This is a genomic window from Geodermatophilus siccatus (genome assembly GCF_900103785.1).
GTDB classification, from domain to species: domain Bacteria; phylum Actinomycetota; class Actinomycetes; order Mycobacteriales; family Geodermatophilaceae; genus Geodermatophilus; species Geodermatophilus siccatus.
The window spans coordinates 505654-529224 of record NZ_FNHE01000002.1; the positions used below are offsets into that span (position 1 = coordinate 505654).

Sequence of the window (23571 nt, forward strand, 5' to 3'; positions counted from 1 at the left end):
ACCCACTCCTCGATCGGCCGGGCCCCGAGCCGCTCCCGGAGCCCCGGCGCGCCCGATGTTCGGGCAGCGGGCTCCCGCGGCGCACCGAGCAGAGGTCCCTCCCACCAGCGACCTACGTCCTCGTCCGGCCCGCAGCCGGCGATCGGACCGCCGCGGACCACGTCCGCTGCAGAGCCGGGTGCGCTGAGGGCACGAGGGCCTCGGTCGCGTGGCCGTTCGGCCGTGTCGCGGCCCGGCGCGGTCTGGATGGTCGGTGCGCGGACACCCGACGAGGGAGGACGACGTGGACCAGGTCGCGCGGTGGACGGTCACCATCGACATCGACGAGCACGACGGCCACACCCGCGCGGTGGCCCGGCTGCACATCCGGGCCACCGAGCGGATGGTCGGCGTCGGGCTCGCCCGACTCGACCCGGCCGACCGGGACGTGCCCGAGATCGGCGACGAGATCGCCGTCGCACGGGCCCTGTCGGACCTGGGCCACCGGCTGCTCCAGACCGCCGCGGAGGACGTCGAGGCGTCCACCGGCGAGCCGGCCCACCTGCGGATGTGACGGCCGGCCGGGGCAACCGCGTGCCGGGCAGCGCCGCGCCCCGCGTGGCGTTCCCCGGACCGGTCACGGGGAGAGCGGTCGTCGCGCTCCGGCACGGCGGCCCCGAGGTCCTCGGGACCTGGCGGCGGCGCGGCTGCGCTGCAGCGGAGCAGCTGCTCCTCCGGTCCCGAGGTCGAACGTCCCGCACCGGGCGGAGGATCAGCCGGTCCGGCTCCCGAAGGTCGTCAGACGGAGCGTCTCCGGGAGCCCGTCCAGCGCGGCCAGCAGGTCCGCGGGCAGCGCCGCGCTGATGTCGGTGACCGCGTACCCCAGCTCGCCGCGGGTGGCCAGCACCTGGCCGTCGACGTTCAGCTCGTGCTCGCCGACCAGCGCGTTCACGTGCGCGAGGACGCCGGGCACGTTGCGGTGCAGCAGCGCGAACCGGGCCGCGGAGGAGCCGTGCAGGGCCACCGCGGGCAGGTTGACGCTCAGCGTCGTCGTCCCCGATGCGGTGTAGTCGACCAGCTTGCCGGCGACGAACCGCCCGATGTCGTGCTGGGCCTCCTGGGTCGACCCGCCGACGTGCGGCGTCAGGATGACGTTGGGCAGCCCGCGCAGCACGGAGGTGAACTCATCGCCCTGCTCGCGCGGCTCCTCCGGGAACACGTCGACCGCGGCCCCGGCGATGTGCCCGCTGAGGATGTGCTCGCGCAGCGCCTCGTGGTCGACGACGAACCCGCGGGAGAGGTTGAGGAACAGGCTGCGCCGCCGCATCCGGGCGAACTGCTCGGCGCCGAACAGCCCCGCGTTCCCGGCCCGCCCGTCGACGTGCAGGGTCACCGTCTCCGCGCGCTCGAGCAGCTCCTCGAGGCTGCCGCAGGCCTCCGCGTTGCCGAGCGCGAGCTTGTCCTCCAGGTCGTAGAACAGCACCCGCATGCCGAGCGCCTCGGCCAGCACCGACAGCTGGCTGCCGATGTTGCCGTAGCCGACGATGCCCAGCGTGCGCCCGCGGATCTCGTGGCTGCCGGCCGCGGACTTGTCCCACGTCCCGGCGTGCAGCGACCGGTCGCGGTCGACCAGCCGCCGGGCCAGGCAGATGATCTCCGCGATCGCCATCTCCACCACGCTGCGGGTGTTGGAGTACGGCGCGTTGAACACCGCCACCCCCGCCGTCGCGGCCGCGGGGAGGTCGATCTGGTTGGTGCCGATGCAGAAGGCCCCCACCGCGGCCAGGCCGGGACGGCGGCGCAGCACCTCGGCGGTCACCCGGGTCTTCGACCGGATGCCCAGCACGTCGACGCCGTCGAGCGCGGCGGCCAGGTCGGCCTCGTCCAGCGCTCCCCGCAGCGACTCGACCTCGTAGCCGGCGGTGCCGAGCAGGTCGGCCGCCACCGGGTCGATGTTCTCCAGCAGCAGGGCTCTCGGCACGCTCAGGGACCTCCTCGATCGCGCGACCGCCGGCGGACCACGTCGCGACGAGTATCCCGTCGCGGGAGGGAGGCGGGAACGACCGGGTGGCCGGCGGTCAGCGCGCGTCCGGCTCCGGGCCACCGCGGGCGACGCCGAGGTGGGAGGTCACGGCCTCGCGCAGCGACACCGCGTCGACGGCGACGGTGACGATCGTCGCGCCCTCGGCGGCGTACCCGGCGGCCTCCGCACCGCTGTAGGCGTGCACGCCGACGGGCACGCCCGCGGCGCCGGCCCGGGCGACGATCGAGGACAGCACGCCGCGCAGCTCCTCCCGGCGCTGCTCACCGGTCAGCCCCAGCGACAGGGAGAGGTCACCCGGTCCGACGTACACGCCGTCCAGCCCCTCGACGGCGAGGACGGCGTCGAGGTCGTCGAGCGCGGTCGCGGTCTCCACCATCACGACCACCAGGGGCTGGTCCGCCCCGCCGGAGAGCCGTCCGATCGACCGGCCACCGGCCGGGGCGTACCGGCAGGCGGCGACGACCTCGCGGGCGTGGTCGGCGTCGCGCACGTTGGGCACGAGCACGCCGCGGGCACCCAGGTCCAGCGGGCGTCCGACGTCGGCGAAGGCCGGGCTGCGGGTCCGGACGAGCGGCACCGAGCCCGCCGCGGTGACCGCCGCCGCGACGCCCGGGAGCTCCGCCTCCGCTCCGGCGCCGTGCTGCAGGTCGACGACGACGAAGTCGGCTCCGGTGCGCGCCAGCACCTCGCCGGTCACCGCGCCGGGCAACGTGCTCCACAGGCCGTGGCAGGCTTGCCCGTCCGACCACCGCCGCCGCAGGTCGACCTCGCTGATCGCCATCCCGGCACCCACCTCTCCCCCGGTCCCCGGCTCCGGCGGCGTCGTCGGCCGGCGCCCGGGAGCCCCGCCGGGACGATCGTGCTCCGGTGCCCGGTCCGGCGCGAACGGGGCTGCGCGAGCCGACCCCCGAGCACAGCGGCGGCTCCACCGCCGAGGACCTGCTGGTCCTCCGCAAGCGCGTGGGCCTGGACGACCCGGCACACCTGACCGGGGTCAGGGACGGGACGGTACGAGGCCGGGGTGGTCGAGGTGGACCGGGTGTTCCAGGAGCAGGACCCCCAGGGAACGCCCGCGGCCCTCCTCGACGGGCGACCGGTCCATTCCTCCGCGTGCACGACGCCCGGGCGCTGGGAGGACGTGCTGCACGGCTGACCCGCCCGGTCCGGCGGGCGGACCCCCGACCGGACGGGGGACGAGGCCGGGGCCCGGCGGCCGCTCCCGCCCCGGCCGCGCGGCCGGGGCCCCAGGATCACCCCATGGACTTCGCCGACCTGAGCCGGCCGTTCGTCATCGCCCACCGCGGCGGGGCCATGCAGGTCCCCGAACACACCATGGAGGGCTACCGGGTCGCGGTGGGCCAGGGCCTGCCGGTCATCGAGCAGGACGTGTCGACCCTCGCCGACGGCGGCCTGGGCGTCATGCACGACGGCACGGTGGACCGCATGACCACCTCCAGCGGCAACGTCGCCGACCACACGTCGGTGTCCTGGAAGCAGCTCGACATCGACGCCTCGGCCATCCTCGGCGGAGGCTGGCCCGACGGCCTGCGCCCTCCGCTGTTCGAGGAGGTGCTCGTGGAGTTCGGCAACCGCGTCCTCCTCTGCGTCGAGGCCAAGAGCAGCGACGCGATGCAGCCGGTGATCGACGCGCTCGACCGACGTGGCGTCCGCCCGGCGTCCGTGCTGCTCCAGTCCTACGCCCTCCCCGAGTGCCGGCTGGCGCGCTCCCGGGGCTGGGACGTCATCTGGCTCGGCAGCACCGACGTCGTCCGGGCCGCCGCCGAGGACATCGGCTGGATCGGCCCGGAGGCGGGCTCGGTCACCCCGGCGGTGTGTGCCCGAGCGCACGCCGAGGGGATCGAGGTGGCCTGCCACACGGTCAACCGCCGGCACCAGCGGGACGTCCTCGTCGCCGACGGCGTGGACGCGATCTTCTCCGACGACCCGGTCTACATCGCGGGGGACGCGGGGCGGCGTGCCTCGGACCTGTTCGCCCGTCAGGTCTGGCTGCCGGGGATGCTGCCGGACAGCGGTCGCGGCCGGTTCCACGCGGACGACGGTTCCTGGGGCTTCGACGCCTCCGGCACCGCCACCTGCACGCTCATGGGCTTCCTGGCACCGCCGGACCCGGCCGCGTTCACGCTGCGCCTCGAGCTCCGCATGGACGGGACCGGCGCAGACGGCCGCACGAGCTGCGCGTTCGTCTTCCTGAGCACCGACGACCACCCGTACCGGCCGTCGTCCGACCAGTCACCCGGCGCCGACGGCTACCTCTTCCTCCTGCGGGGGGACGGCACCCTGGACGTCCACCGGGTCGTCGAGGGACTCCCCACCCCGCTGGCGTCCTCGACGGCGGGACCGGCGCCGAGGACGGGCGCCTACGTACCGCTCCGGATCACCGTCACCGGCTCGGGCCTGCGCTTCACGGGCGCCGGCGGCGGCGAGGGCGTCACCGTCGCGGACGTCACCCACCGCCCCGTGCCCGTCGTCCACCTCGGCGGTGCGTTCGCCGGAGTGCGCTTCAAGAACGTGGAGTTCGCATGACCGACCCGTGGGAACGCCCGGGCCATGGTCCGTCCGACCCGGAGGGCTACCTCATCGAGCAGACCGCCGACGGCTACCGGTGGACCTGCCGTGCCGACGGCCGCACCGGGGGGCCGTTCCCCTGCCGCGAGGACGCCGTCGCCGCCGCCGAGGCCGACCGCACCGCCTGAGGCAGCGGGTGCAGGCGCTGCTGCACCGGACGGTCGTCCGTCGCCGACGCGGTCCCGGAGCGTGCCGCGGCCCTGCCGACGGCCGTTGTGTACGGTTGTTCCTATGAGCCTCCGGCCCGACCCCGGCGACACCAGGACCATGCGCGAGCGGATGCTCGCCGGCGACCTCTACATCGCCGACGACCCCGAGCTCGGCGAGGCCAGCACCCGGGCGCTGGACCTGGCCGACGCCTACAACGCGACGACGGTCCGCCAGGGCCCGCTGCGCCGCCGGCTGCTGGAGGAGCTGCTCGGCGCCGTCGGTGAGGGCACCGAGATCCGGCCCCCGTTCTCCGTCGACTACGGCAGCTCCATCCGCATCGGTGCCCGCTGCTTCGCCAACGTCGGGCTGGTCGCCCTCGACGTCGCACCCATCACCATCGGGGACGACGTCCAGATCGGGCCCAACGTCCAGCTGCTGACCCCGACCCACCCGGTCGACCCGGAGCCGCGGCGGGCCACGTGGGAGGCGGCCGAGCCGATCACCATCGGCGACGACGTCTGGCTCGGCGGCGGGGCGATCGTGCTGCCCGGCGTGACGATCGGCGAGAACACCGTCGTCGGCGCGGGAGCGGTGGTCGCCCGCGACCTGCCGCCGAACGTGGTCGCCGTCGGCAACCCCGCTCGCGTCGTCCGCACCCTGGACGGGTCCGGCCGGTGACCTCCGCCCCGGCGCGGCGGGCCCGGCGGCACGACCCGGGACGGCGCGACCGGCTGGTCGACACCACGCTCGACGTCATCGCCGAGCAGGGCGTCACGGCCGCCACGCACCGGGCGATCGCCCGCGCCGCCGACGTCCCCCTGGGGTCGCTGACCTACCACTTCGCCTCGCTGGCCGAGCTGCTCGCCGCCGCGTTCACCCGGCACGTCGACGCCGTCGCCGAGCGCTTCGACGAGCGCATGCGCGCCGCGCCGGACCGGACGGCGGCGCTCGAGGCGCTGGTCGAGCACCTCACCGGCGACCTGCTCGGCTCGCAGCGCGACCTGGTGCTCGCCGTCGAGCTCTACGTCGCCGCGGCCCGCGACCCGGCGCTGCGCGCGGTCACCCAGGACTGGATGTCGCGCAGCCGCCGCAGCCTGGAGCGCCACCTCGACCCGGTGACCGCGCGCGAGGTCGACGCGCTGGTGGAGGGGCTGGTGCTGCACAGTGCCCTGTCCACCGAACCGATGACCGCCGACCAGATCCGCTCCGCCCTCCACCGGCTCGCCGGCTGACCCCTCCCGAGGACCCCCGTGACCGTCACCGGCACCGACACCGCTGCCCTGCGCCGGGCCCGCGCCGCCGTCGCCGCCTGCTTCCTCCTCAACGCCGTCTTCTACGCCGGCCTCGTCCCGCGGCTGCCGGAGGTGAAGGCCCAGCTCGGGCTGAGCAGCACCGCGCTGGGCACCGCGCTCGCGGCCGTGCCGCTGGGTGCGCTGCTGGCCGGCCTCTCCTCGGCCGCCCTCATCCGCCGGTTCGGCTCCGGCCGGGTCGCCTCCTACGGCCTGGTGCTGCTCGGCGTCGTCGTGTGGACGGTGTCGGTGGCGCCCAACTGGCTCGGCCTCGCCGCGGCGCTGCTGGTGCTCGGCGCGCTGGACGCGGTCGTCGACGTCGCGCAGAACGCGCACGGGTTGCGCGTGCAGCGGCTCTACGGCCGCTCGATCATCAACGCCTTCCACGGCGTCTGGAGCGTCGGCGCGGTCGTCGGCGGGCTGCTCGGCTCGGCCGCGGCGGGGCTGCGGGTGCCGCTGGGGAGCCACCTCGCCGCCTCGGCCGTCGTCTTCGGCGCCGTCGCGCTGATCGCCTCGCGGGCGGTGCTGCCCGGCCGCGACGAGCCCGACGCGGTCACCACCGCCGCACCGCGGGAGCGCCCGCGCCGGCGAGCCGCCGTCCCGGCGCTCGCGGTGCTCGGCGTGCTCGCCGCGTGCGGCGCGTTCGTCGAGGACGCCGGCGCGTCGTGGAGCGCGCTGTACCTGCGCACCGAGCTGGCGGCCGGCGCGGCCACCGCCGGGCTGGGCTTCGTGGCCCTCTCGGTGGCGATGACCGTCGGGCGGCTGACCGGCGACCGGGTCGTCGACCGGTTCGGCCGGCGCCGGGTGGCCCGGGCCGGCGGGGCGCTCACCGCCGCGGGGATGGGCCTGGCCCTGGCCCTGCCGTCGGTGCCCGCCACGCTGGCCGGGTTCGCCCTCGCCGGGCTCGGCGTCGCCACCCTCGTCCCGGCCGTCTACCAGGCGGCCGACGAGCTGCCCGGGCTGCCGCACGGGGTCGGGCTCGCGGTCATCAACTGGCTGCTGCGGATCGGCTTCCTCGTCTCCCCGCCGCTGGTCGGCGCCCTGGCCGACGTCACCAGCCTGCGGGTCGCGCTGCTCAGCGTCGTGCTGGCCGGGGTGGGCACGCTCGTGCTCGGCCGGGCCCTCCCGGGCCGGCCGCCCGCGGACCGCCCCGGCGGCTGAACCCGGAGCGCCGGCCGGGCCTCAGCGGCCGGGAGCGGAGCTCGCCGCCAGGGTCCGGCGCACCCCCTCCTCGTACGGGGTCGCCCGGAGGCCGAAGGCCCCGGCGGCCCGGCTGCCGTCGACCACGAACGGCTGCTCGAACTGGTACACCAGCTCGGCTCCCTCCCGGGCCAGCGGGACGACGGAGCCCAGCGCGCGCACCCGGCGGCTCCCGTGCCGCACCAGCCGCAGCCGGGTGCCCGCCTGGCGGCACGCCTCCGCGGCGAGCGCCCGGCCGGTGGTCACGCCCGGGTGCGGCACGTGCCACACCGCCGCTGCCGGGGCATCCCCCGTCCCGACGGCGGCCAGGGTGGCGGCGAAGTCGTCGATGAACGTGGGCGTCAGGGGCAGGTCCGGGTCCCCGAGCCACTGCACCGGCCACCCGCGCAGCGCGGCGCGGAACACGTTGCCCGCGACGACCGACCGGACGCCGGGCCCGTAGAGCTCCCCCGCACGGACGACGCCGACCGGGAGACGTCCGGCCGCGCCGGCGGAGAGCACCCGCTCGGCGATCCAGGCGCGCAGCACGCCCTTGGCAGCGACCGGCCGCCACGGGGTGTCCTCGGTCATCGGGCCGTCGACCCGCCCGTACATCCAGGTGTCGTCGGCGTACACCAGACGTGCGCCGACGCGGGCAGCGGCGTCGACCAGGGCGTCGGTGACCACGGGGAACTCGCTGGTCCACCGGGCGAGCACCGGCATGACGCAGTGGTAGACGGCGGCCGCGTCCCGGCAGGCCGCGGCCAGGGCCGCACCGTCGGTGGCGTCCGCCGCCGCGGTCTCCACGCCGGGCGTGCCGACGTCGCGGCCGTCGCGGGTGACCGCGCGCACCCGGTACCCCGCCGCGCGCAGGTGCGCGACGAGCCGCCGGCCGGTCGCTCCCCCGGCACCCACCACGGCGTGCACGCCGGAGGAGTCGGCCGCCCGCGCCGCTCCGTCGTTCGTCGTCGTCCGCGGATCCGCCATGGCGGGATCGTCCCAGGGCACACCCCGGCCCGGGTCCCGCCCGCCGTCGGGGCCGTCGCCACCGGCGGACGCGCCCGGGAGGGGACCCTGCGCCCGCCCGCAGTCCCGGCCGGGCCGGTCCGCTCGCGGTGCGACGCTCAGCCACCGGCACCCGGGTCGTGGCCGGGGACCCCGGCCTCGCGGAGGTCGGTGACCGCCAGGACGCGGCCGATCGGGTAGAGCTCGATCTCGGCGTCCCCGGTCAGGGCGGCGATCACCGTCAGCCAGCCGGCCGGCCCGAAGCGGACGACCCTCCTCGGCAGCTCGATCTGGCGGGACGGGTCGGCCGGGTCCTGCACCACGACCCGGCCCTGGTAGAGGTGGCGGTCGTTGACCGTGGTGATGTCCATCGGGACAGCCTCCTGCGCGGGCGGGCACGGCGGCACCGGCCGTCGCTCCCCGGGTGAGATCCGCCTCGCGTTCCCGGGCACGGCCCCGCACCGGTGCTGCAGCCCGTACAGTTGGACTCGGTCGCCGTTGTGCCTCTGCTTCGTTCTCGGACGTCCGCAGTCGTCTCTGCCTGACGTTCCTCTCGGTCCTGCCGGTCGGTGCGGCGCCCCAGGACCGACAGCGGTCGGTCCTGACACGACAGCACGGAGAAGAGAACGACATGGCTCAGGGCACTGTGAAGTGGTTCAACGCGGAGAAGGGCTTCGGCTTCATCGAGCAGGACGGCGGCGGCGCCGACGTCTTCTGCCACTACTCGGCGATCACCGGGAACGGCTACCGGTCACTGGACGAGGCGCAGCGCGTCGAGTTCGACGTCACCCAGGGCCAGAAGGGCCCGCAGGCGGAGAACGTCCGCGCGATCTGAGCGACGGGAGGGGCACGGCGACACTCCGCCGTGCCCCTCCCGCACGCACGTTCACCAGGGAGGCCCCGCGGTCGGGAACCGCGGGGCCTCCCTCGTCTGCGGCACGCCCACCGCGGTCCCGCGGGCCGGCCGCGGGGCGCTCGGGTCACACCGGTCGCGGCGGGCGCCGGCCGGGAGGTGCAGAGGTGGGTCGCGTCCGGGTGAACCGCCATCCCGCCCGCTCCAGCAGCGCGATGCACTGGTCGACCACGGCCTCGATGTCGTACTCCTGCGGCACCTCCGGCGGCATGGCGACGTCCAGTGCGTTGGCCAGGGCCACGTGGAAGTCACTCCGCGCCATCGTCGCCCCTCCCGTACCGGCTCGCCCGGCTGCGAGCGCCGACGCTGCTCGTCGGCGACACCGCTGATCGTGCCCTGGCCGCCCCCTCGCCGGGGACGGCGGCGGCTCACCGGTCGGCGACCCAGCTGCCGTGGAAGCCGAGCGGGACCCGCACCGGCAGGTGGACGCGGGCGACCGGTGCGCCGGTGAAGTCCTGGGCCGCGAGGACCACCAGGTCCGTGGCTCCGCGGTCGGGGTCGTGCACGAACGCCAGGACGTAGCCCTCGTCCTCGGCCGCGTCGGGCGCCGAGGGCGCGAACACGGCCTCGCCCACGGTGACGCCGCGGCCGAAGCGGTGCACCTCGACGCCGCCCGTGGCCAGGTCGTGCTTGAGCAGCGCGTCGGCGAACGCGTCGTCCGCGAAGGTGCCGTCCATCTGCACGGTGGCCCGGCTGACCTCCGCGGTGACCGCGCTGTAGCCGTAGCGGTGCGGCCGGGAGACCACCCGCTCGTCGGTGCGCGGGAGCTCCTGCGGGCGGTCGTCGAGGCACTCCCGGCCGACCCTGCCCCTGGCGGGGTCGACGGTCCAGCGGTCCAGCGTCAGCGGGCCCTGCCCGGACAGGGCGGACAGGTCGTAGGAGCCCGCGTAGCGGCAGAGGTCGACGACGACCCGGTCGCCGTCGTCGTACGCGTTGAGCGTGTGGAAGACCCAGCAGGGGTCCACCTCGAACCAGCGCACCTCGCGGGCGGTCCCCTCCCGGGGCAGCAGCCCGACCCGGGCCTGGTGCTCCGGGTCCCACCGGTAGGGCAGCGAGGAGCCGGCGGCCGCGGCGGCCATGCTGAAGGTCACCGGGAGGTCGAGCAGGACGACGTGCCGCTCGGTCAGGGCGAAGTCGTGCATCATCGGCCCGTCCGCGACCGGGACGTCGGTGGTGCTGCTGACCCGCCCGTCGGGGCCGACGACGACGTGCTGCACGTGGTCCCATCCCCAGAAGTAGGCGACGGCGTGCAGCTCCCCGGTCCGCTGGTCGAGCTTGGTGTGCGCGGCGTACCCGCCCGGCAGCGTGCCGGCGAAGTCGCACGGACCGACGGTGTCGAGCTCGTCGGTGAGCTCGTAGGGCAGCGCGCCGGCCTCGACGGTGGCGAGCGTGCGCCCGGCGTGCGCGATGACGTGGGTGTTCGCGGCGAAGTCCATGCCGGCGTGCACCGGCCCCCCGGCCCACCGTTCCCCCAGCGCCTCCGCCACCTGCCGCGAGCGCACCCAGCGGTTGCGGTACCACTCCGCCCGACCGTCCCGCAGCCGGACGCCGTGCACCATGCCGGGACCCACGAACCAGTGCTGGACCGGGTCGTCGAGGCCGAGGGGGTTGGGCCCGTTGCGCAGGTACCGCCCGTGCAGCTCGGGAGGGAGGGTCCCGGTCACCGGCAGGTCGAACGCGGTGACCTCCTCCGTGACCGGCGCGAACGGCCCCTCCAGGAACCGGCCGGCGTCCAGCATCGGGTGGTCGGGCATCGCGGTCCCCCCGGCGGTCGTCGGCCTCGATCCGTGTCGTCGCCCTGCACCCGGGAGTGTGGCCCTCCGGCGTCGCGCGGGAAAGCCGGCGGCGCCGGCCTCAGCCGTCCGCCGGCGGGACTCGTCGGCGACCCCGGCGCCGATCTCCCGGCCGTCGTCCACCGGGTCGCGGAAGTGCACCCCGAGCCGGACCCGCGCGTCGGCGACGTCGTCCAGCCAGGCCCCCGCGTCGTCGTGGACCCGGGTGGTGTTCGTGACGGTGCTGCGGATCGCCCGTCCAGCTGCCCGGGACCGAACGGCTCCTCGGGGTCCCGCCGACGGCCGAGCTGACGCAGCCGTGTCCGCCGGGGCTCTCCGGGTGGGGCGGAGCCGACCGCAGCGAGGTCCACGCCGGGTCGGCCGCGGTGGCGTCGTTGCCGTCCCGGTCGGCGTGCCGGCGACGAGGAGCAGCGCTGCGGCCACGATCGCCTGGCGCTGCGCGGTGCGGGTCCTGGTCATGGCGGCTCTCCTGACCTCCCGGCTCCCTCCCGCCGTCCGGGCTGGGCAGTGTCCACGGGGTGCCCGACGTGCCGCCGTCCCCCGCCACCCGGGGTCCCCTCCCCGGGCCCGGCGGCGGTCGTGGGAGCCGGACCGGACGCTGTTCCGGTGGCTGCGCCAGGGACAGGGCCCCGTGCCCCCCGCCCGCGACGTCCCCGGCGAGGTCCGGTCAGGTGATGATCGGGTCGACGTCCCGCGTGCAGAACATGCACACCGTCGCGTCCACCGGGATGAAGCTCTTGCAGTGGTCGCACTCCCGGCTGCCCTGCGCGCCGGCGGTCTCCCGGCCGGTGGCGCGCCGGACGGCCTGGACGAGGAACATGATCGTGAGGGCCAGCAGCAGGAACGAGACCAGCGCCGTCAGGAACGACCCGTAGCGGATCTCCGCGCCGTTCACCGTCAGCACGAGGGCGTCGAAGTTGGGCTCGCCGAAGATCGCGGCGACGAGCGGCAGGATGACGTCGCCCACCAGTGACTCGACGACCGTCGCGAACGCCGCCCCGATCGCCAGGCCCACGGCCAGGTCGATGAGGCTGCCGGAGAAGGCGAAGTTGCGGAAGTTGGTGAGCAGCGTGCGCACGTGTCCTCCTGCTGATGTGGGCGCCGGAGCCCGGGGCTGACGGGCCCGGAGGCCCGGACCCGTCACTTCCCACCGCGCGCGGCGCTACTCGCCGCCGGACCGTTCCCGCGGACCACGACCGGCACCGCACGCGACAGGGGCCGGCCGGGAACTCCCGGCCGGCCCCTGCGCGGCGACGGTCAGAAGGCGGGGATGACCGCGCCCTCGTAGGTGTCCTCGATGAACTGACGCACCTCGGCGGAGTGCAGCAACCCCTCGAGCTGCTGGATCCGCTCGTCGTCCTCGGTGCCGGTCCGCACGACCAGCAGGTTGGCGTTGGGGTTGCCCTCGGCCGACTCCAGCGCGAGGGCGTCCTCGGCCGGGACGAGGTCGGCCTCGATGGCGTAGTTGCCGTTGATCACCGCGATGTCGACGTCGGCCAGCGACCGGGGCACCTGCGCGGCCTCGACCTCGGAGATCTTCAGGTCCTTCGGGTTGTCCTGGACGTCCATCGACGTCGGCGCCGCGTCGCCGGTGTCGGCCAGGGTGATCAGCCCGTTGGCCTCGAGCAGCCGCAGCGCCCGGGCGGCGTTGGTGGGGTCGTTCGGGATCGCCACGGTCGCGCCGTCGGGGAGGGCCGCGAGGTCGGTCAGCGACTGCGAGTAGATGCCCAGGGGCTCGATGTGCACCGGGGCCAGCGGGGTGAAGTCGTAGCCGGCGCTGGCCTCCTGCTCCTCCAGGTACGGGATGGTCTGGAAGTAGTTGGCGTCCAGGGACCCGTCGTCCAGCGCGACGTTGGGCTGCACGTAGTCGGTGAACTCGACGATGTCGAGGTCCAGGCCGGCGTCCGCGGCCAGGTTCTCGTCGACGAAGCGCAGGATCTCGGCGTGCGGCACCGGGGACGCGCCCACCCGCAGCGGCTCGTCGGCCGCGGACAGCTCGGCCTCGCCACCGCCGCAGGCGGCCAGGAGGGCGGTCGCCGCGGACGCGGCCAGGAGCGAGGTGAGACGACGGGAACGCATGACGGGGGTCCTCCTCGGACGTGGTGGGGGCGGTGGCCGGCCGGCCACCGCAGGGTCAGACGTGCGCCAGCCGGCGCGCCCAGTGGTCGCCGGCCCACTGCAGGGCCTGCACGATCCCGAGCAGCAGGACGACGGTCAGCAGGGTGATGTCGGTCCGGAACTGCTGGTAGCCGAAGCGGATGGCGAAGTCGCCGAGCCCGCCACCGCCGACGGCGCCGGCCATCGCCGAGTAGCTGATGAGCGCGACGACGGTGACCGTGATCCCGGCGATGAGCGAGGGCCGCGCCTCGGGCAGCAGCACGGTGCGGACGACGTCCCGGCGGCGCGCGCCCATGGACATCGCCGCCTCGACCTTCCCGGGCGCGACCTCCCGGAGACTGGTCTCCACCAGGCGGGCGAGGAAGGGGACGGCGCCGATCGTCAGCGGCACGATGGCCGCCGTCGAGCCGATCGTCGTCCCGACGATGCCACGGGTGACCGGCGCGACCAGGAACAGCAGGATGATGAACGGCAGCGAGCGGCCGAGGTTGACCACCAGCCCCAGGAACCGGTTGAGCAGCGGCTGCGGGGTCAGCGCGCCGGGGGCGGTGACGGTCAGCAGGATCCCGAGCGGGATGCCGAGCAGCACGGTGAGCAGGGCCGAGACCCCGACCATGTACAGCGTCTCACCGGTCGCCTCGACCAGCTGCGGCCAGACGCGGGTCCAGTCGCTCATCGGCCCGCACCCGTCGCCGCCACCGCGTCGGTGTCCCGGGGTACCGCCTCGATGAGGACGCCGTCGTCGCGCAGACCGCGCAGCGCCCCGTCCAGCCGGCTCAGGTCGCCGGTGGCCCGCAGCAGCAACCGGCCGTAGCGGCCCCCGGCGACGGTCTCCACCGAACCGCCGGCGACCTCCACCGCGAGCCCCAGCTGCCCGATCAGGGTCTGCAGGACGACGGTCTCGGGCGTGCGGTCGGTGACGGTCACCCGGAGGAGGACCCCGCTGTGGCCGGCGCCGGCGTCGGCGAGCGGCGCGGGCAGCAGGGCGTCGCTCAGCGGCGAGTGCTCCCGGGTCAGGACCTCCGAGAGCCGGCCGCTGTCCACGACGCGGCCCCGCTCGAGGAGGACGGCGCTGTCGCACACGGCCTTGACCACCGCCATCTCGTGGGTGATGAGCAGCACGGTCAGGCCGAGCTCGGAGCGCACCCGGCGCAGGAGCTCCAGCACGCCGGTGGTGCTGGCCTGGTCCAGGGCGGAGGTCGCCTCGTCGCAGAGCAGCACCTTCGGGCGGACGGCCAGGGCCCGGGCGATCGCCACCCGCTGCTTCTGCCCGCCGGAGAGCTGCCCGGGGTGCGCGTCGGCCCGCTCCCCCAGCCCGACCAGGTCCAGCAGCTCGACGGCCCGGCGGCGGCGCTCGGCCCGGCCGACGCCGGCCAGCTCGAGCGGGTGCTCGACGTTGCCGGCCGCGGTCCGCGAGTCGAGGAGCTCGAAGTGCTGGAAGACCATCCCGATGGAGCGGCGGGCCTGCCGCACCTGGTCGTCCGGCAGGTCGGTGAGCACCCGGCCGTCGACGGTCACCGACCCCGACGTGGGCCGCTCCAGCAGGTTGACCAGGCGCACCAGGGTGCTCTTGCCCGACCCGCTCGGGCCGACCACGCCGGCGAACTCACCGGCCTCGACCTGCAGGGTGACGCCGTCGACGGCGACGACCTCCCCGGACCGCCTCCGGGCGGGGAAGACCTTGCGGACGTCGTGCAGATCTATCACGGGCGGGCAGTCCTCGGAGGTGAGCAGGCGGGAACGGGATCCGGACGGCGGCGGTCGACGGGCAGCCCCGGGCAGGGCCGCACGACGGCCGGACGGCGTCCGGGGCGGCGCGGGGAACGACGCGCCAGCGGCTGTGTGCCCCGGACGGCGGGGCGGCTACCGCGACGCGGCCCGGGTGGTCAGCGACACAGGGCCGCGGCGGTGCGGCACAGGTCGACGTGCCGGCGGGCCCACGTGGGCGCTGGGCCTGTCATCGCGTCCTCCATCGGTCCTGGCAGTAGCACCCTCGTCCGCCGGGGCGGGGGGTTGCTGCGGCGTCGTCGAGCCAGGTCTCTCGGCCGCTCCGGATGGCGTTGCCCATCGACTCTACTGAGCCGACCGGCCCGACCGACACGCCGGACCTGCGACCTCGCCCACAGGCGGCGGGTCCGGCAGCACCCCGGGAGTCCCCCCGGTCGCGCGGCCGACCACGACCGGCGGGCGCGAGCGGATCCCGGCCGCACGCCGCGGATTGCCGTACGCCGAGGTCAGGAGCACCGTGGCGCTCGACACCTCCCACCGCACGGACCCCGGAGGCCGCGGTGCACCTGACCCCCCGCGAGCAGGAACGCCTGCTGCTCTTCAGCGCCGCCGAACTCGCCCGCCGGCGGCTGACCCGGGGCGCGCGCCTGGGCGCGACCGAGGCGATCGCCCTGGTCTGCGACGAGGTCCTGGAGATGGCCTGGGACGGGCTGCCGCTCCACGAGGTCGTCCGGCGGGCCCGGAGCGTGGTCGCGGCCGACCAGGTGCTGCCCGGGGTCGCCACCACGGTGCCCAGCGTGCAGGTGGAGGCGCTGTTCCCCCACGGCACGTCCCTGGTGCACGTGCCCGAGCCCTTCGGCCCGGCCGACCCGACCGGTCCGGGCGCCGTCCTCGCGCAGGACGGCGACGTCGAGCTGGCGCCGGGCCGGCTCCGGCGCACGGTCGAGGTCACCAACCGCAGCGACCGCTCCGTGTGGATCTCCTCGCACTTCCCCCTGGAGGAGGTCAACCCGGCGGTCGAGCTCGACCGCGACGCGGTGCGTGGCTTCCGGCTCGACCTGCCGGCCGGGGTCAGCCGGGAGTTCCCGCCGGGCACCACCTCCGTCGTGCCCGTGGTGGCCCGCGGAGGTCAGCGGTGAGCCGCATCTCCCACGCCCGCTACGCCGGCCTCTACGGCCCCACCACCGGTGACCTGCTGCGCCTGGGCGACACCGACCTGTGGGTGCGCATCGAGGCCGACGACACCGAGCCCGGCGACGAGCTGCTCGGCGGCTGCGGCAAGACGGCCCGGGACGGGCTGCTCGTGACCGACCGCGCCCCCGGGGACAGCGCCCTGGACATGGTGGTGCTCGGCGTCGTGGTCGTCGACCCGCTGCTCGGGGTGCGCAAGACCAGCATCGGCGTCAAGGACGGCCGCATCGTCGGGATCGGCCGGGCCGGCAACCCGGACACCACCGACGGCGTCGAGCTGGTCGTCGACTCGCACACGGCGATGATCACCGGGGAGGGCCTCATCGCCACCCCGGGCGTCGTCGACTCCCACGTGCACCTGTCCAGCCCCGAGATCGCCCCCGCGGCCCTCGCCGCCGGGGTGACCTCGCTGGTGGGCATGGGCATCGGCGGTGTGTGGGACGTCGGCGCCAACCCCGCCGCGAACCTGCACACGCTCATCGAGGGGTGGCGGGACACCCCGCTCAACGCGGCCTTCCTCGCCCGGGGGTCCACGTCGTCCACCGAGCTGCTCGAGCGTGCCGTCCTCGCCGGGGCCGGAGGGTTCAAGATCCACGAGGACTGGGGCGCGACCCCGCGCATCGTGGACACCTGCCTCGGCGTGGCCGACGACGTGGACCTGCCCGTGGCCCTGCACACGGACACCCTCAACGAGTCCGGCGCCCTCGCCGACACGTTGTCGGCCACCCGCGGCCGGACGGTGCACGCCTACCACGTCGAGGGCGGTGGTGGGCACGCCGACCTGCTGCAGGTGGTGGGCGAGGCGCACGTCCTGACCTCCTCGACCACGCCGACGCTGCCGCTGACCGTCGCGACGGTCGACGAGCTGCTGCCCATGACGCTGACCGTCCACCGCGGGTCCCGCGGCATCGACAGCGACGTCTCCATCGCCACGAGCCGCGTGCGCGAGCACGGCATCGCCGCGGAGAACGCCCTGCACGACCTGGGCGCCATCAGCATCGTGAACTCCGACTCGATGGGCATGGGCCGGATCGCGGAGACCGCCCGGCGCACCTGGCAGCTGGCCCACGTGCAGGCGCACCTGGCCGGTCAGGCCGGGCCGGGGCACGTCAACAACGAGCGGGTGCTCCGCTACCTGGCCAAGACCACCGTCAACCCGGCCATCGCCCACGGCATGGCGCACGAGGTGGGCTCCCTGACGCCCGGGCGGCTCGCGGACGTCGTGCTGTGGCACCCGGCCACCTTCGGGACCGCACCGGAGCTGGTCCTCAAGTCCGGCTTCGTCGCGTGGGGGACCTCGGGGTCCGGCTCGGGCTCCACCCGGCTGACCCAGCCGCGCGTGCTGCGGCCGTACTTCGGCGGCCTCGGGGCCGCGCCGCGCCGGCTCTCGCGGGTGTTCGTCTCCGAGCAGTGCCTCGCGGACGCCGACGCACGCAGGGCGCTGCCCGAGGGCGTGCGCTACGCCGCCATCCGCGCGAGCCGGGGCCTGACCAGCGCGGACATGGTCGCCAACACCGCCCTGCCCGCGGTGGCCGTGCCGACGGAGCCGGGTCCCGTCCTCGTGGACGGGCGTCCCGTGCCCGTGCACCGCGTGACCGACCTGCCCCTCACCCGCCTGCACCACCTGGCCTGAACGGAGCGACCGTGCTGGACATGCTGCTACGGGACGTCCGCGTGCACACCGTCGACGACGCCCGACCGACGGCGTCGGCGATCGGCGTCCTCGGCGGTCGGGTCGTGGGCCTGGACGAGGAGGTCGTGGACCTGCCCGCCCGGACGGTCGTCGAGGGCCAGGGTGCCGTGGTGGTCCCCGGCTTCGGGGACGCGCACAACCACATGGCCTGGTTCGGCCAGTCGCTGGGCGAGATCGACCTGTCCGCGACGACCAGCCTGGCCGGCGTCGAGGAGGCCGTGGCCCGGGACGCCGCACGCCTCCCCGCGGACGCGTGGGTCGTCGGCTCCGGCTACGACGACACGGTCATGGGCGCCCACCCCGACCGCTCCCTGCTGGACCGGGCCGGCGGTGGCCGCCCGGTGTGGCTGAAGCACCGCTCGGGCCACATGAGCGCGGTGAGCAGCGAGGTGCTGCGACGCTGCGGTGTCCTGGACGGCCGCGCCGAGGAGCCGGAGGGCGGTGTCGTCGTCCGCGACGGGTCCGGCGAGCCCACGGGGCTGCTCCAGGAGCGCGCGCAGGCGCTCGTCGACGACCTGGTGAAGCCGTACCCGGTGGAGGAGGTGGCGACGGCGCTCGGCCGGGCGAGCGAGGTCTACGCCGCGGAGGGGCTGACCCACGTCGTCGAGGCCGGCATCGGCCTGGGCCTGCTGGGCCGCACGCCGGTGGAGGCGGCCGCCTACCAGGTCGCCCGGGACCGGGGGTTGCTGCGCACCCGCGTCGAGCTGATGGTCGCCGGCGACACCCTGCACCGCCTCCGGGCGCACCCCGCCGACGGCATCGACGTGGGGCTCGACCTCGGGCTGCGCACCGGTTTCGGCGACGACCGGCTGCGGCTGGGGCCCATGAAGATCTGGCTGGACGGGTCGTTGATCGGGCGCACGGCCGCGCTGTCCGAACCCTTCTGCGACCACGGGACCGCGGTGTTCCAGGACGATCCGGACGTCATGCGCCGCCTCGTCGTCGACGCGCACCGCGCCGGGTGGCGGGTGGCCGCGCACGCCATCGGCGACGACGCCGTGGAGCTGGCGCTGGACGCGTTCGCCGAGGCGGCCCGGGTGCACCCGCGCGCCGACGTCCGCCACCGCGTCGAGCACGCCGGCCTGGTCCGTCCGGACCAGCTCGCCCGCTTCGGCGAGCTGGGCGTGGTACCCGTCCCGCAGCCGCGCTTCCTGTACGCGATCGGGGACACCATGGCCGCCGCGGTGGGGCCCCGGCGCGTGGACTGGCTCTACCGGCACCGCTCGTTCCTGGACGCCGGACTGCGGGTGCCCGGCAGCTCCGACCGGCCGGTCGCCCCCGGTGCCCCGCTGCTCGGCATGCAGTCCATGGTCGAGCGCCTGTCGTCCGGCGGGGTCCTGTTGGGGGCGGACGAGCGGGTGAGCGCCGCCCAGGCGCTGCGGGCCTACACCCTGGACGAGGCCTGGGCCAGCCACGACGAGCAGACCCGTGGCAGCCTCGCCCGCGGCAAGCTCGCCGACCTGGTGCTGCTGGACGACGACCCGCTGCGCGTCGATGCCGACCGGATCGGCGCCATCGGCGTCCTGGCGACGCTGCTCGCCGGGGCGCCCGTGCACGACACCGGCCTGTTCGCGGGCCGGGACCTCCCGGCACCGACCACCACACCCGAGGGAGCGCAGGCATGACCGACCCGACCGCCTCGTCACCGGGCACGGCGAGGACCTCCGCCACCGTGGGCGCGCCCGTCCACGTCAGCGCCCAGGACGCCCGCCGCGTCGCCTTCGCGGCCTTCGTCGGCACGGCCCTCGAGTGGTACGACTACTTCCTGTTCGGCACCGCCGCCGCCCTGGTCTTCAACCGGCTGTACTTCAGCACGCTGGACCCCGCGGCGGCGACGCTGGCGTCCTTCGCCACCTTCGGCGTCGGCTTCGTCGCCCGCCCCGTGGGCGCGGTCGTCTTCGGCGCCGTCGGCGACCGCATCGGCCGCCGTCCCGCCCTGCTGATCACGGTCGTCCTGATCGGCGCGGCGACCGGCCTGATCGGTCTGCTGCCGGACTACACCGCCATCGGCGTCGCCGCGCCGACCCTGCTGGTGCTGCTGCGCCTCGCGCAGGGCGTGGCCGTCGGCGGCGAGTGGGGCGGCGCGGTCACCCTGGCCGTCGAGCACGCCCCGCCGGACCAGCGCGGCCGCTACGCCGCGCTGCCGCAGCTCGGCTCCCCGGTGGGCACGCTGATGTCATCGGGGGCGTTCGCCCTGGTCCTGCTGCTGACCGACGCCACGTTCGACTCGTGGGGGTGGCGCCTGCCCTTCCTCGCGGCCTTCCCCCTGCTCGTCGTCGCCTTCTACATCCGCCGCCGCGTCGAGGAGTCGCCGGTCTTCGACCAGATGCTCGCCCAGGAGGCCGACCGGCCCAAGATCCCGGCCGGTGAGGTCTTCACCCACGCCTGGGTCCGCCTGGTCGTCGCCATCGCCGCGGCGTTCCTCGGCGTCGGCGGGTTCTACGTGCTGACCACGTTCGCGATCAGCTACGGCGTCGACACCCTGGGCCTGTCCCGCAGCCTCATGGTCAACGCCACGCTGGTGGCCGCCGTGGTTGAGATGGCCGTCATCGTCCTGTTCGGGCGGATCGCCGACCGGCTCGGCCCGGGGCGGGTGACGCTCTGGGGCGGGCTGGCCAGCGCGGTCCTGGCGCTACCGGTCTTCGCCCTGCTGACGACGCGCTCGCCCGTCGCCGTCGTGCTCGCCATCTCGGTCGGGATCGCCGCGCTCTCCGTGGCGTACGCCGTCACCGGGGCCCTGCTGGCCGAGCTGTTCCCCGCCCGGTACCGCTACAGCGGGGTGGCACTGGCCTACAACATCGCGGGCGCGCTCAGCGGGTTCCTCCCCTTCATCGCGACCGCCATGACCAGCAGCATCGGCGACGACCCGTGGGTGCCCGCGACCCTGCTGATCGCCGTGTCGCTCGTCACCGCCGTCGGCGGGTTCGTGGGTGAGCGCATGCGCGTGCGCGACGAGGTGGTCGTGGACTGAGATCCGTCGCCCGACGGTGGCGGGAGCGGGCGGGTCGGCTGCACGTGCGGCTGCCGGTGGAGGCGCTGGGCCGCCGTCCACGGGCAGGGACCACGCCGGTGAGCCAGCCGGCCACGTCGCTGGCCAGGAACCGCACCGGCGGCGCGACGTCCTCGGCGGGGAACGCCGCGGCGCGCTCGGCCGGGCACCCCTCCAGCGGCTGCTCGAGGCGGTCCTCCCGGCGGCCGGTGACCGCGACCGCCCTGTGCCCCGCGGCCGGCTGCTGCAGCCGTGTCACACCCAGCGCCTAGCCTCGGAGCGTGGGGTTCACCGTTCCCGACGCGCACCTGCTGGCGCTGCACGCGCACCAGGGCCAGGTCGACAAGCAGGGCCGCGACTACTACCTCGCCCACCTGCGGCCGATCGCCGAGGCCCTGCGCCCCCACGGTCCGCACGCCGAGATGGCCGGCGCGCTGCACGACATCGTCGAGGACACCCGCGACCACCCCGACCCCACCCGGCGCTACGACCTCGACCGCCTCCGCTCCCTCGGCGTCCCGGAGGTCGTGGTCGAGGCGATCGACGCGGTCACCCGGCGCCCCGGCGAGCCCTACATCGCCGGCCTGATCCGCCGGGCCGCGGCGCACCCGCTCGGCCGGCTGGTCAAGCTGGCCGACAACGCGCACAACCTCGCCTCGAACGCCGAGCTGGCGCGGGTCGACCCCGACAAGGCGCGCAGTCTGCGCGAGGGCCGCTACCGCCCGGCCCGCCGGATCCTGCTGGCCGCCGAGGCCGCCGACACCCGCTCCGGACGCCGCGTCCTCGTCTGACCCGGTCCGCCACCTCGCAGGGTCCCGCGCCGAGCCCGCGAGGCGTGGGGGGAGAGGTGGCCCCCTTCAGCGGTGGAAGAACAGCCGGATGGCGGTGCCCGCCGGGTGGGAGTCGACGGCCGCGTCGTCGGCCAGGCTCCACGCCAGCCACATGCCCCGGCCGCCGTCGGGGCCCACGGGAGGCGGGACGTAGCCGAGGGTCTCGTCCGGCAGCCCCGGCCCGGAGTCGGCGACCTCGACGACGAGGGTGTCCCCGTCGGTCCAGGACGACACCTCGGCGAAGGCCGCCACGCGCAGCGCGTTGACCACCAGTTCGTGGGCGGCCTGGACGACGTCGCCGACACGCGCCGGCCACCAGCCGAGCGCCGCTGCCGACACGGTGCGGCGCGCCTCCCGAGGCGTCGTCAGCACCGCGACGGACGCGCGCGCCGGCCGCTGGGCCCAGACCGGGTGCACCGACCGGATGAACTGCTCCGGGCCCTCGTAGGCCGGCTCCGGGACCGGAGCGGAGCCACCCCAGGTGAGCGGGTGGGTGCGCGCCACCGCGTCGAGGACCGACGCCGGGAGCCGCTGCCGGTCGTGCAGGCACAGGCTGTAGTAGGGCAGGTCGGCGTAGCAGCGGTTGGCGACGGCCTCGAACCGGCTCCACTCCCGCCCGTCGTCGCGGGCCAGCCAGGTCGGCTCCGCGGCGAGCCGCCAGGTCGGCGCCACGGCCTGCAGGGCGCGGAGGTCGCGGTCGTAGGCGTGCAGGGTGCGGTGCCCGCCCTGCCACCAGGTCTCCGCGGCGGCGAAGGTCGCCAGGCGGCGCACGTCCGCGCCGAGCTCCTGGGTGAGCAGCGTCCGGACCCGCTCGCCGGCGACGACGAGCACCGGCTCCCCGCGGGACAACCCCTCCACCGCGAACGGGACGACCCGGTCGACGAGCTCCTGGTCGGCGCTGAACGCGAAGGCCTCGTGGGCGAAGCTCCTCCCGTCCCAGTCGCCGGTCGGGCGGACTCGGCTCACGCCGGCACCGTCTCCCCGCCGTCCAGGCCGAACAGCCCCAGACAGCGGACGGCGGTCCGGGGGGCCCGCACCAGCCGCAGCTGCACGTCGGCTGCGCGGAGCACCTGGGCGGCCCGGGCCAGCGCGCGGGCGCCCGCGACGTCCAGGAACCGGAGGTCCGACAGGTCGAGCACGACCTCACCAGGGGTGCCGCGGGCGACGTCGACGAGCGCGCGGACGAGACCGTCGGCCTGGGTGACGTCGACCTCGCCGTGCAGCGACAGCGCCCGGCCCCGCCCGGACAGGTGGGCGAGGGGCTCCTCCTCGCCGCAGTGCTGGTCGGGGTGCAGGAGGGTCACCGGTCCGAGGACCTCCGCCCCCAGCGACGCCTCGTACAGGCAGAGCGCGGTCATGGCGACGCTGCCCATCAGGGCGTCGGCCAGCTGCTCGTAGACGTGCAGCCGTGTCCGGCCGTCGTCCCCGCCGCGGACCAGCGGGGTGACGTCGGCGGCGACCCTGAGGCCGGTGCGTCCGCGCGCCAGGGCCGCATCGACCAGGCTCCGGTACGCCGCCACCTGCTCGGCCGGGGAGAGCTGCTCGCCGGAGGCGTACACCTCGGCGGTGCTGCGCACCTCCAGCTGCCCACTGGCGAGCATCTCGTCCCGGCCCGGCAGCGGTGCCAGGGCCCGCAGCAGCTCCGGTCGCGACGCCCCGACGAGCAGCAGGTGCTCGCCGAGCCGTCGTCCCTCGTCGAGGAAGGGCAGGACGGCGGCCCTGAAGTCCGCGGCGTCGACGAACGTCCAGCAGACGTGGTCGCCGGGGCGCAGACCCATCGGGGCGTCCAGCCTCCGCAGGGCGCTCACGTCGGCGACGTTACCGCCGGGTCCGCTCGTACGGGAGGGGCCGGCCGTCACAGACCCGGCGCACGGGCCGGGGCGGGAGGTCCGACGCCGGCCCGGCGGGCGCGGACCCGCGGCCGTCGCAGGGGGTGCCCGGCACCGAGGAGACGGGCTACCGTCGGAGGGCCTGTGACCCAGCTCACAACGGAGGCACCGTGACGACGACCCCGCCCCGTCCGCGCACATCCGGCCGGCCGCGCCCGGCAGCCGAGGACCGGCTCGCGCCGGAGGATCCCGGCA

General features: G+C 75.8%; 25 protein-coding genes and 1 riboswitch. Of the genes, 12 read left to right on the plus strand and 13 right to left on the minus strand.

Annotated elements, in window-relative coordinates; genetic code table 11:
- The first annotated feature begins 283 nt into the window (after positions 1-283).
- A complete protein-coding gene (locus BLS21_RS05555) occupies positions 284-553 on the plus strand; it encodes a DUF1876 domain-containing protein (protein ID WP_091214885.1) in 270 nt (89 codons plus the stop codon).
- Between the two features lie 198 nt (positions 554-751).
- Here BLS21_RS05555 and serA read toward each other — a convergent pair whose 3' ends face one another.
- Both serA and BLS21_RS05565 read right to left on the minus strand, forming a co-directional pair.
- The gene (serA, locus tag BLS21_RS05560; RefSeq protein ID WP_091214887.1) at positions 752-1960 is read right to left on the minus strand and encodes a phosphoglycerate dehydrogenase; all 1209 of its coding nucleotides are present in this window, start codon (positions 1958-1960) and stop codon (positions 752-754) included.
- A gap of 97 nt (positions 1961-2057) precedes the next feature.
- Entirely contained in the window at positions 2058-2804 is a 747-nt protein-coding gene (locus tag BLS21_RS05565) for an HpcH/HpaI aldolase family protein (protein ID WP_091214890.1), read from the minus strand.
- 476 nt (positions 2805-3280) lie between these two features.
- Between BLS21_RS05565 and BLS21_RS05570 the strand changes: the two genes are divergently transcribed.
- The 5 genes from BLS21_RS05570 (at position 3281) to BLS21_RS05585 (ending at position 7209) form a co-directional block, all read left to right on the plus strand.
- Positions 3281-4567, plus strand: coding sequence for a glycerophosphodiester phosphodiesterase (locus tag BLS21_RS05570; RefSeq protein ID WP_091214892.1), 1287 nt, complete (start codon positions 3281-3283; stop codon positions 4565-4567).
- Positions 4564-4737: a hypothetical protein gene (locus BLS21_RS25010; RefSeq protein WP_175479433.1), complete on the plus strand. Its 174-nt coding sequence runs from the start codon at positions 4564-4566 to the stop codon at positions 4735-4737. The genes BLS21_RS05570 and BLS21_RS25010 overlap by 4 nt, the downstream gene beginning before the upstream one ends.
- A 103-nt stretch (positions 4738-4840) precedes the next feature.
- Positions 4841-5437 (plus strand): sugar O-acetyltransferase, encoded by a 597-nt coding sequence (locus BLS21_RS05575; protein WP_091214895.1) that lies wholly within the window; start codon positions 4841-4843, stop codon positions 5435-5437.
- Entirely contained in the window at positions 5434-5991 is a 558-nt protein-coding gene (locus BLS21_RS05580) for a TetR/AcrR family transcriptional regulator (RefSeq protein WP_091214896.1), read from the plus strand. The genes BLS21_RS05575 and BLS21_RS05580 overlap by 4 nt, the downstream gene beginning before the upstream one ends.
- 18 nt (positions 5992-6009) lie before the next feature.
- On the plus strand, positions 6010-7209 hold the full coding sequence (locus tag BLS21_RS05585) for an MFS transporter (RefSeq protein WP_091214899.1): 1200 nt from the start codon (positions 6010-6012) through the stop codon (positions 7207-7209).
- A 21-nt stretch (positions 7210-7230) separates the two neighbouring features.
- Here the strand turns inward: BLS21_RS05585 and BLS21_RS05590 are convergent, their stop codons facing one another.
- Both BLS21_RS05590 and BLS21_RS05595 read right to left on the minus strand, forming a co-directional pair.
- Entirely contained in the window at positions 7231-8214 is a 984-nt protein-coding gene (locus tag BLS21_RS05590; RefSeq protein WP_091214902.1) for an NAD-dependent epimerase/dehydratase family protein, read from the minus strand.
- 137 nt (positions 8215-8351) lie between these two features.
- Positions 8352-8603: a hypothetical protein gene (locus BLS21_RS05595; RefSeq protein WP_091214904.1), complete on the minus strand. Its 252-nt coding sequence runs from the start codon at positions 8601-8603 to the stop codon at positions 8352-8354.
- A gap of 260 nt (positions 8604-8863) precedes the next feature.
- Between BLS21_RS05595 and BLS21_RS05600 the strand changes: the two genes are divergently transcribed.
- A complete protein-coding gene (locus tag BLS21_RS05600; RefSeq protein ID WP_091214907.1) occupies positions 8864-9067 on the plus strand; it encodes a cold-shock protein in 204 nt (67 codons plus the stop codon).
- 145 nt (positions 9068-9212) lie between these two features.
- Here the strand turns inward: BLS21_RS05600 and BLS21_RS05605 are convergent, their stop codons facing one another.
- From BLS21_RS05605 to BLS21_RS26410, 7 genes are all read right to left on the minus strand, one after another.
- Positions 9213-9407 carry a hypothetical protein gene (locus BLS21_RS05605; protein ID WP_091214910.1) on the minus strand — a complete coding sequence of 65 codons (195 nt, stop codon included), beginning with the start codon at positions 9405-9407 and terminating at the stop codon, positions 9213-9215.
- A gap of 106 nt (positions 9408-9513) precedes the next feature.
- On the minus strand, positions 9514-10899 hold the full coding sequence (locus BLS21_RS05610) for a carotenoid oxygenase family protein (RefSeq protein WP_091214912.1): 1386 nt from the start codon (positions 10897-10899) through the stop codon (positions 9514-9516).
- Positions 10900-11605: 706 nt separating this feature from the next.
- Positions 11606-12016 (minus strand): large conductance mechanosensitive channel protein MscL, encoded by a 411-nt coding sequence (mscL, locus tag BLS21_RS05615; protein ID WP_091214915.1) that lies wholly within the window; start codon positions 12014-12016, stop codon positions 11606-11608.
- Positions 12017-12195: 179 nt separating this feature from the next.
- Complete coding sequence (locus BLS21_RS05620; protein WP_091214918.1) at positions 12196-13017, minus strand: MetQ/NlpA family ABC transporter substrate-binding protein; 822 nt, start codon at positions 13015-13017, stop codon at positions 12196-12198.
- 55 nt (positions 13018-13072) lie between these two features.
- Positions 13073-13732: a methionine ABC transporter permease gene (locus BLS21_RS05625; RefSeq protein ID WP_091214921.1), complete on the minus strand. Its 660-nt coding sequence runs from the start codon at positions 13730-13732 to the stop codon at positions 13073-13075.
- A complete protein-coding gene (locus tag BLS21_RS05630) occupies positions 13729-14763 on the minus strand; it encodes a methionine ABC transporter ATP-binding protein (RefSeq protein ID WP_091214923.1) in 1035 nt (344 codons plus the stop codon). Before BLS21_RS05630 ends, BLS21_RS05625 begins: the two co-directional genes overlap by 4 nt.
- 179 nt (positions 14764-14942) lie before the next feature.
- On the minus strand, positions 14943-15029 hold the full coding sequence (locus BLS21_RS26410; protein WP_425431580.1) for a putative leader peptide: 87 nt from the start codon (positions 15027-15029) through the stop codon (positions 14943-14945).
- Positions 15023-15117, minus strand: a riboswitch (SAM riboswitch). Its footprint overlaps the gene before it by 7 nt.
- Before the next feature lie 227 nt (positions 15118-15344).
- On the opposite strand from BLS21_RS26410, the gene ureA reads away from it, so the two are divergent.
- The 5 genes from ureA to BLS21_RS05655 all read left to right on the plus strand — a co-directional run bounded on the left by ureA (position 15345) and on the right by BLS21_RS05655 (position 21448).
- Positions 15345-15923, plus strand: a complete 579-nt coding sequence (ureA, locus tag BLS21_RS05635) for an urease subunit gamma (protein WP_091214926.1) — start codon at positions 15345-15347, stop codon at positions 15921-15923.
- Positions 15920-17608, plus strand: a complete 1689-nt coding sequence (locus BLS21_RS05640; RefSeq protein ID WP_091214929.1) for an urease subunit alpha — start codon at positions 15920-15922, stop codon at positions 17606-17608. The genes ureA and BLS21_RS05640 overlap by 4 nt, the downstream gene beginning before the upstream one ends.
- Before the next feature lie 20 nt (positions 17609-17628).
- Complete coding sequence (locus BLS21_RS05645; RefSeq protein WP_217636002.1) at positions 17629-19293, plus strand: amidohydrolase; 1665 nt, start codon at positions 17629-17631, stop codon at positions 19291-19293.
- Positions 19290-20639 (plus strand): MFS transporter, encoded by a 1350-nt coding sequence (locus BLS21_RS05650; protein ID WP_091214934.1) that lies wholly within the window; start codon positions 19290-19292, stop codon positions 20637-20639. The genes BLS21_RS05645 and BLS21_RS05650 overlap by 4 nt, the downstream gene beginning before the upstream one ends.
- Before the next feature lie 299 nt (positions 20640-20938).
- Positions 20939-21448, plus strand: coding sequence for an HD domain-containing protein (locus BLS21_RS05655; protein ID WP_091214938.1), 510 nt, complete (start codon positions 20939-20941; stop codon positions 21446-21448).
- Positions 21449-21514: 66 nt separating this feature from the next.
- On the opposite strand, the gene BLS21_RS05660 is transcribed toward BLS21_RS05655, so the two are convergent.
- A complete protein-coding gene (locus tag BLS21_RS05660; protein WP_091214941.1) occupies positions 21515-22453 on the minus strand; it encodes a sensor histidine kinase in 939 nt (312 codons plus the stop codon).
- Positions 22450-23295, minus strand: a complete 846-nt coding sequence (locus tag BLS21_RS05665; RefSeq protein ID WP_091214944.1) for an MEDS domain-containing protein — start codon at positions 23293-23295, stop codon at positions 22450-22452. The genes BLS21_RS05660 and BLS21_RS05665 overlap by 4 nt, the downstream gene beginning before the upstream one ends.
- Positions 23296-23571: the final 276 nt, after the last annotated feature.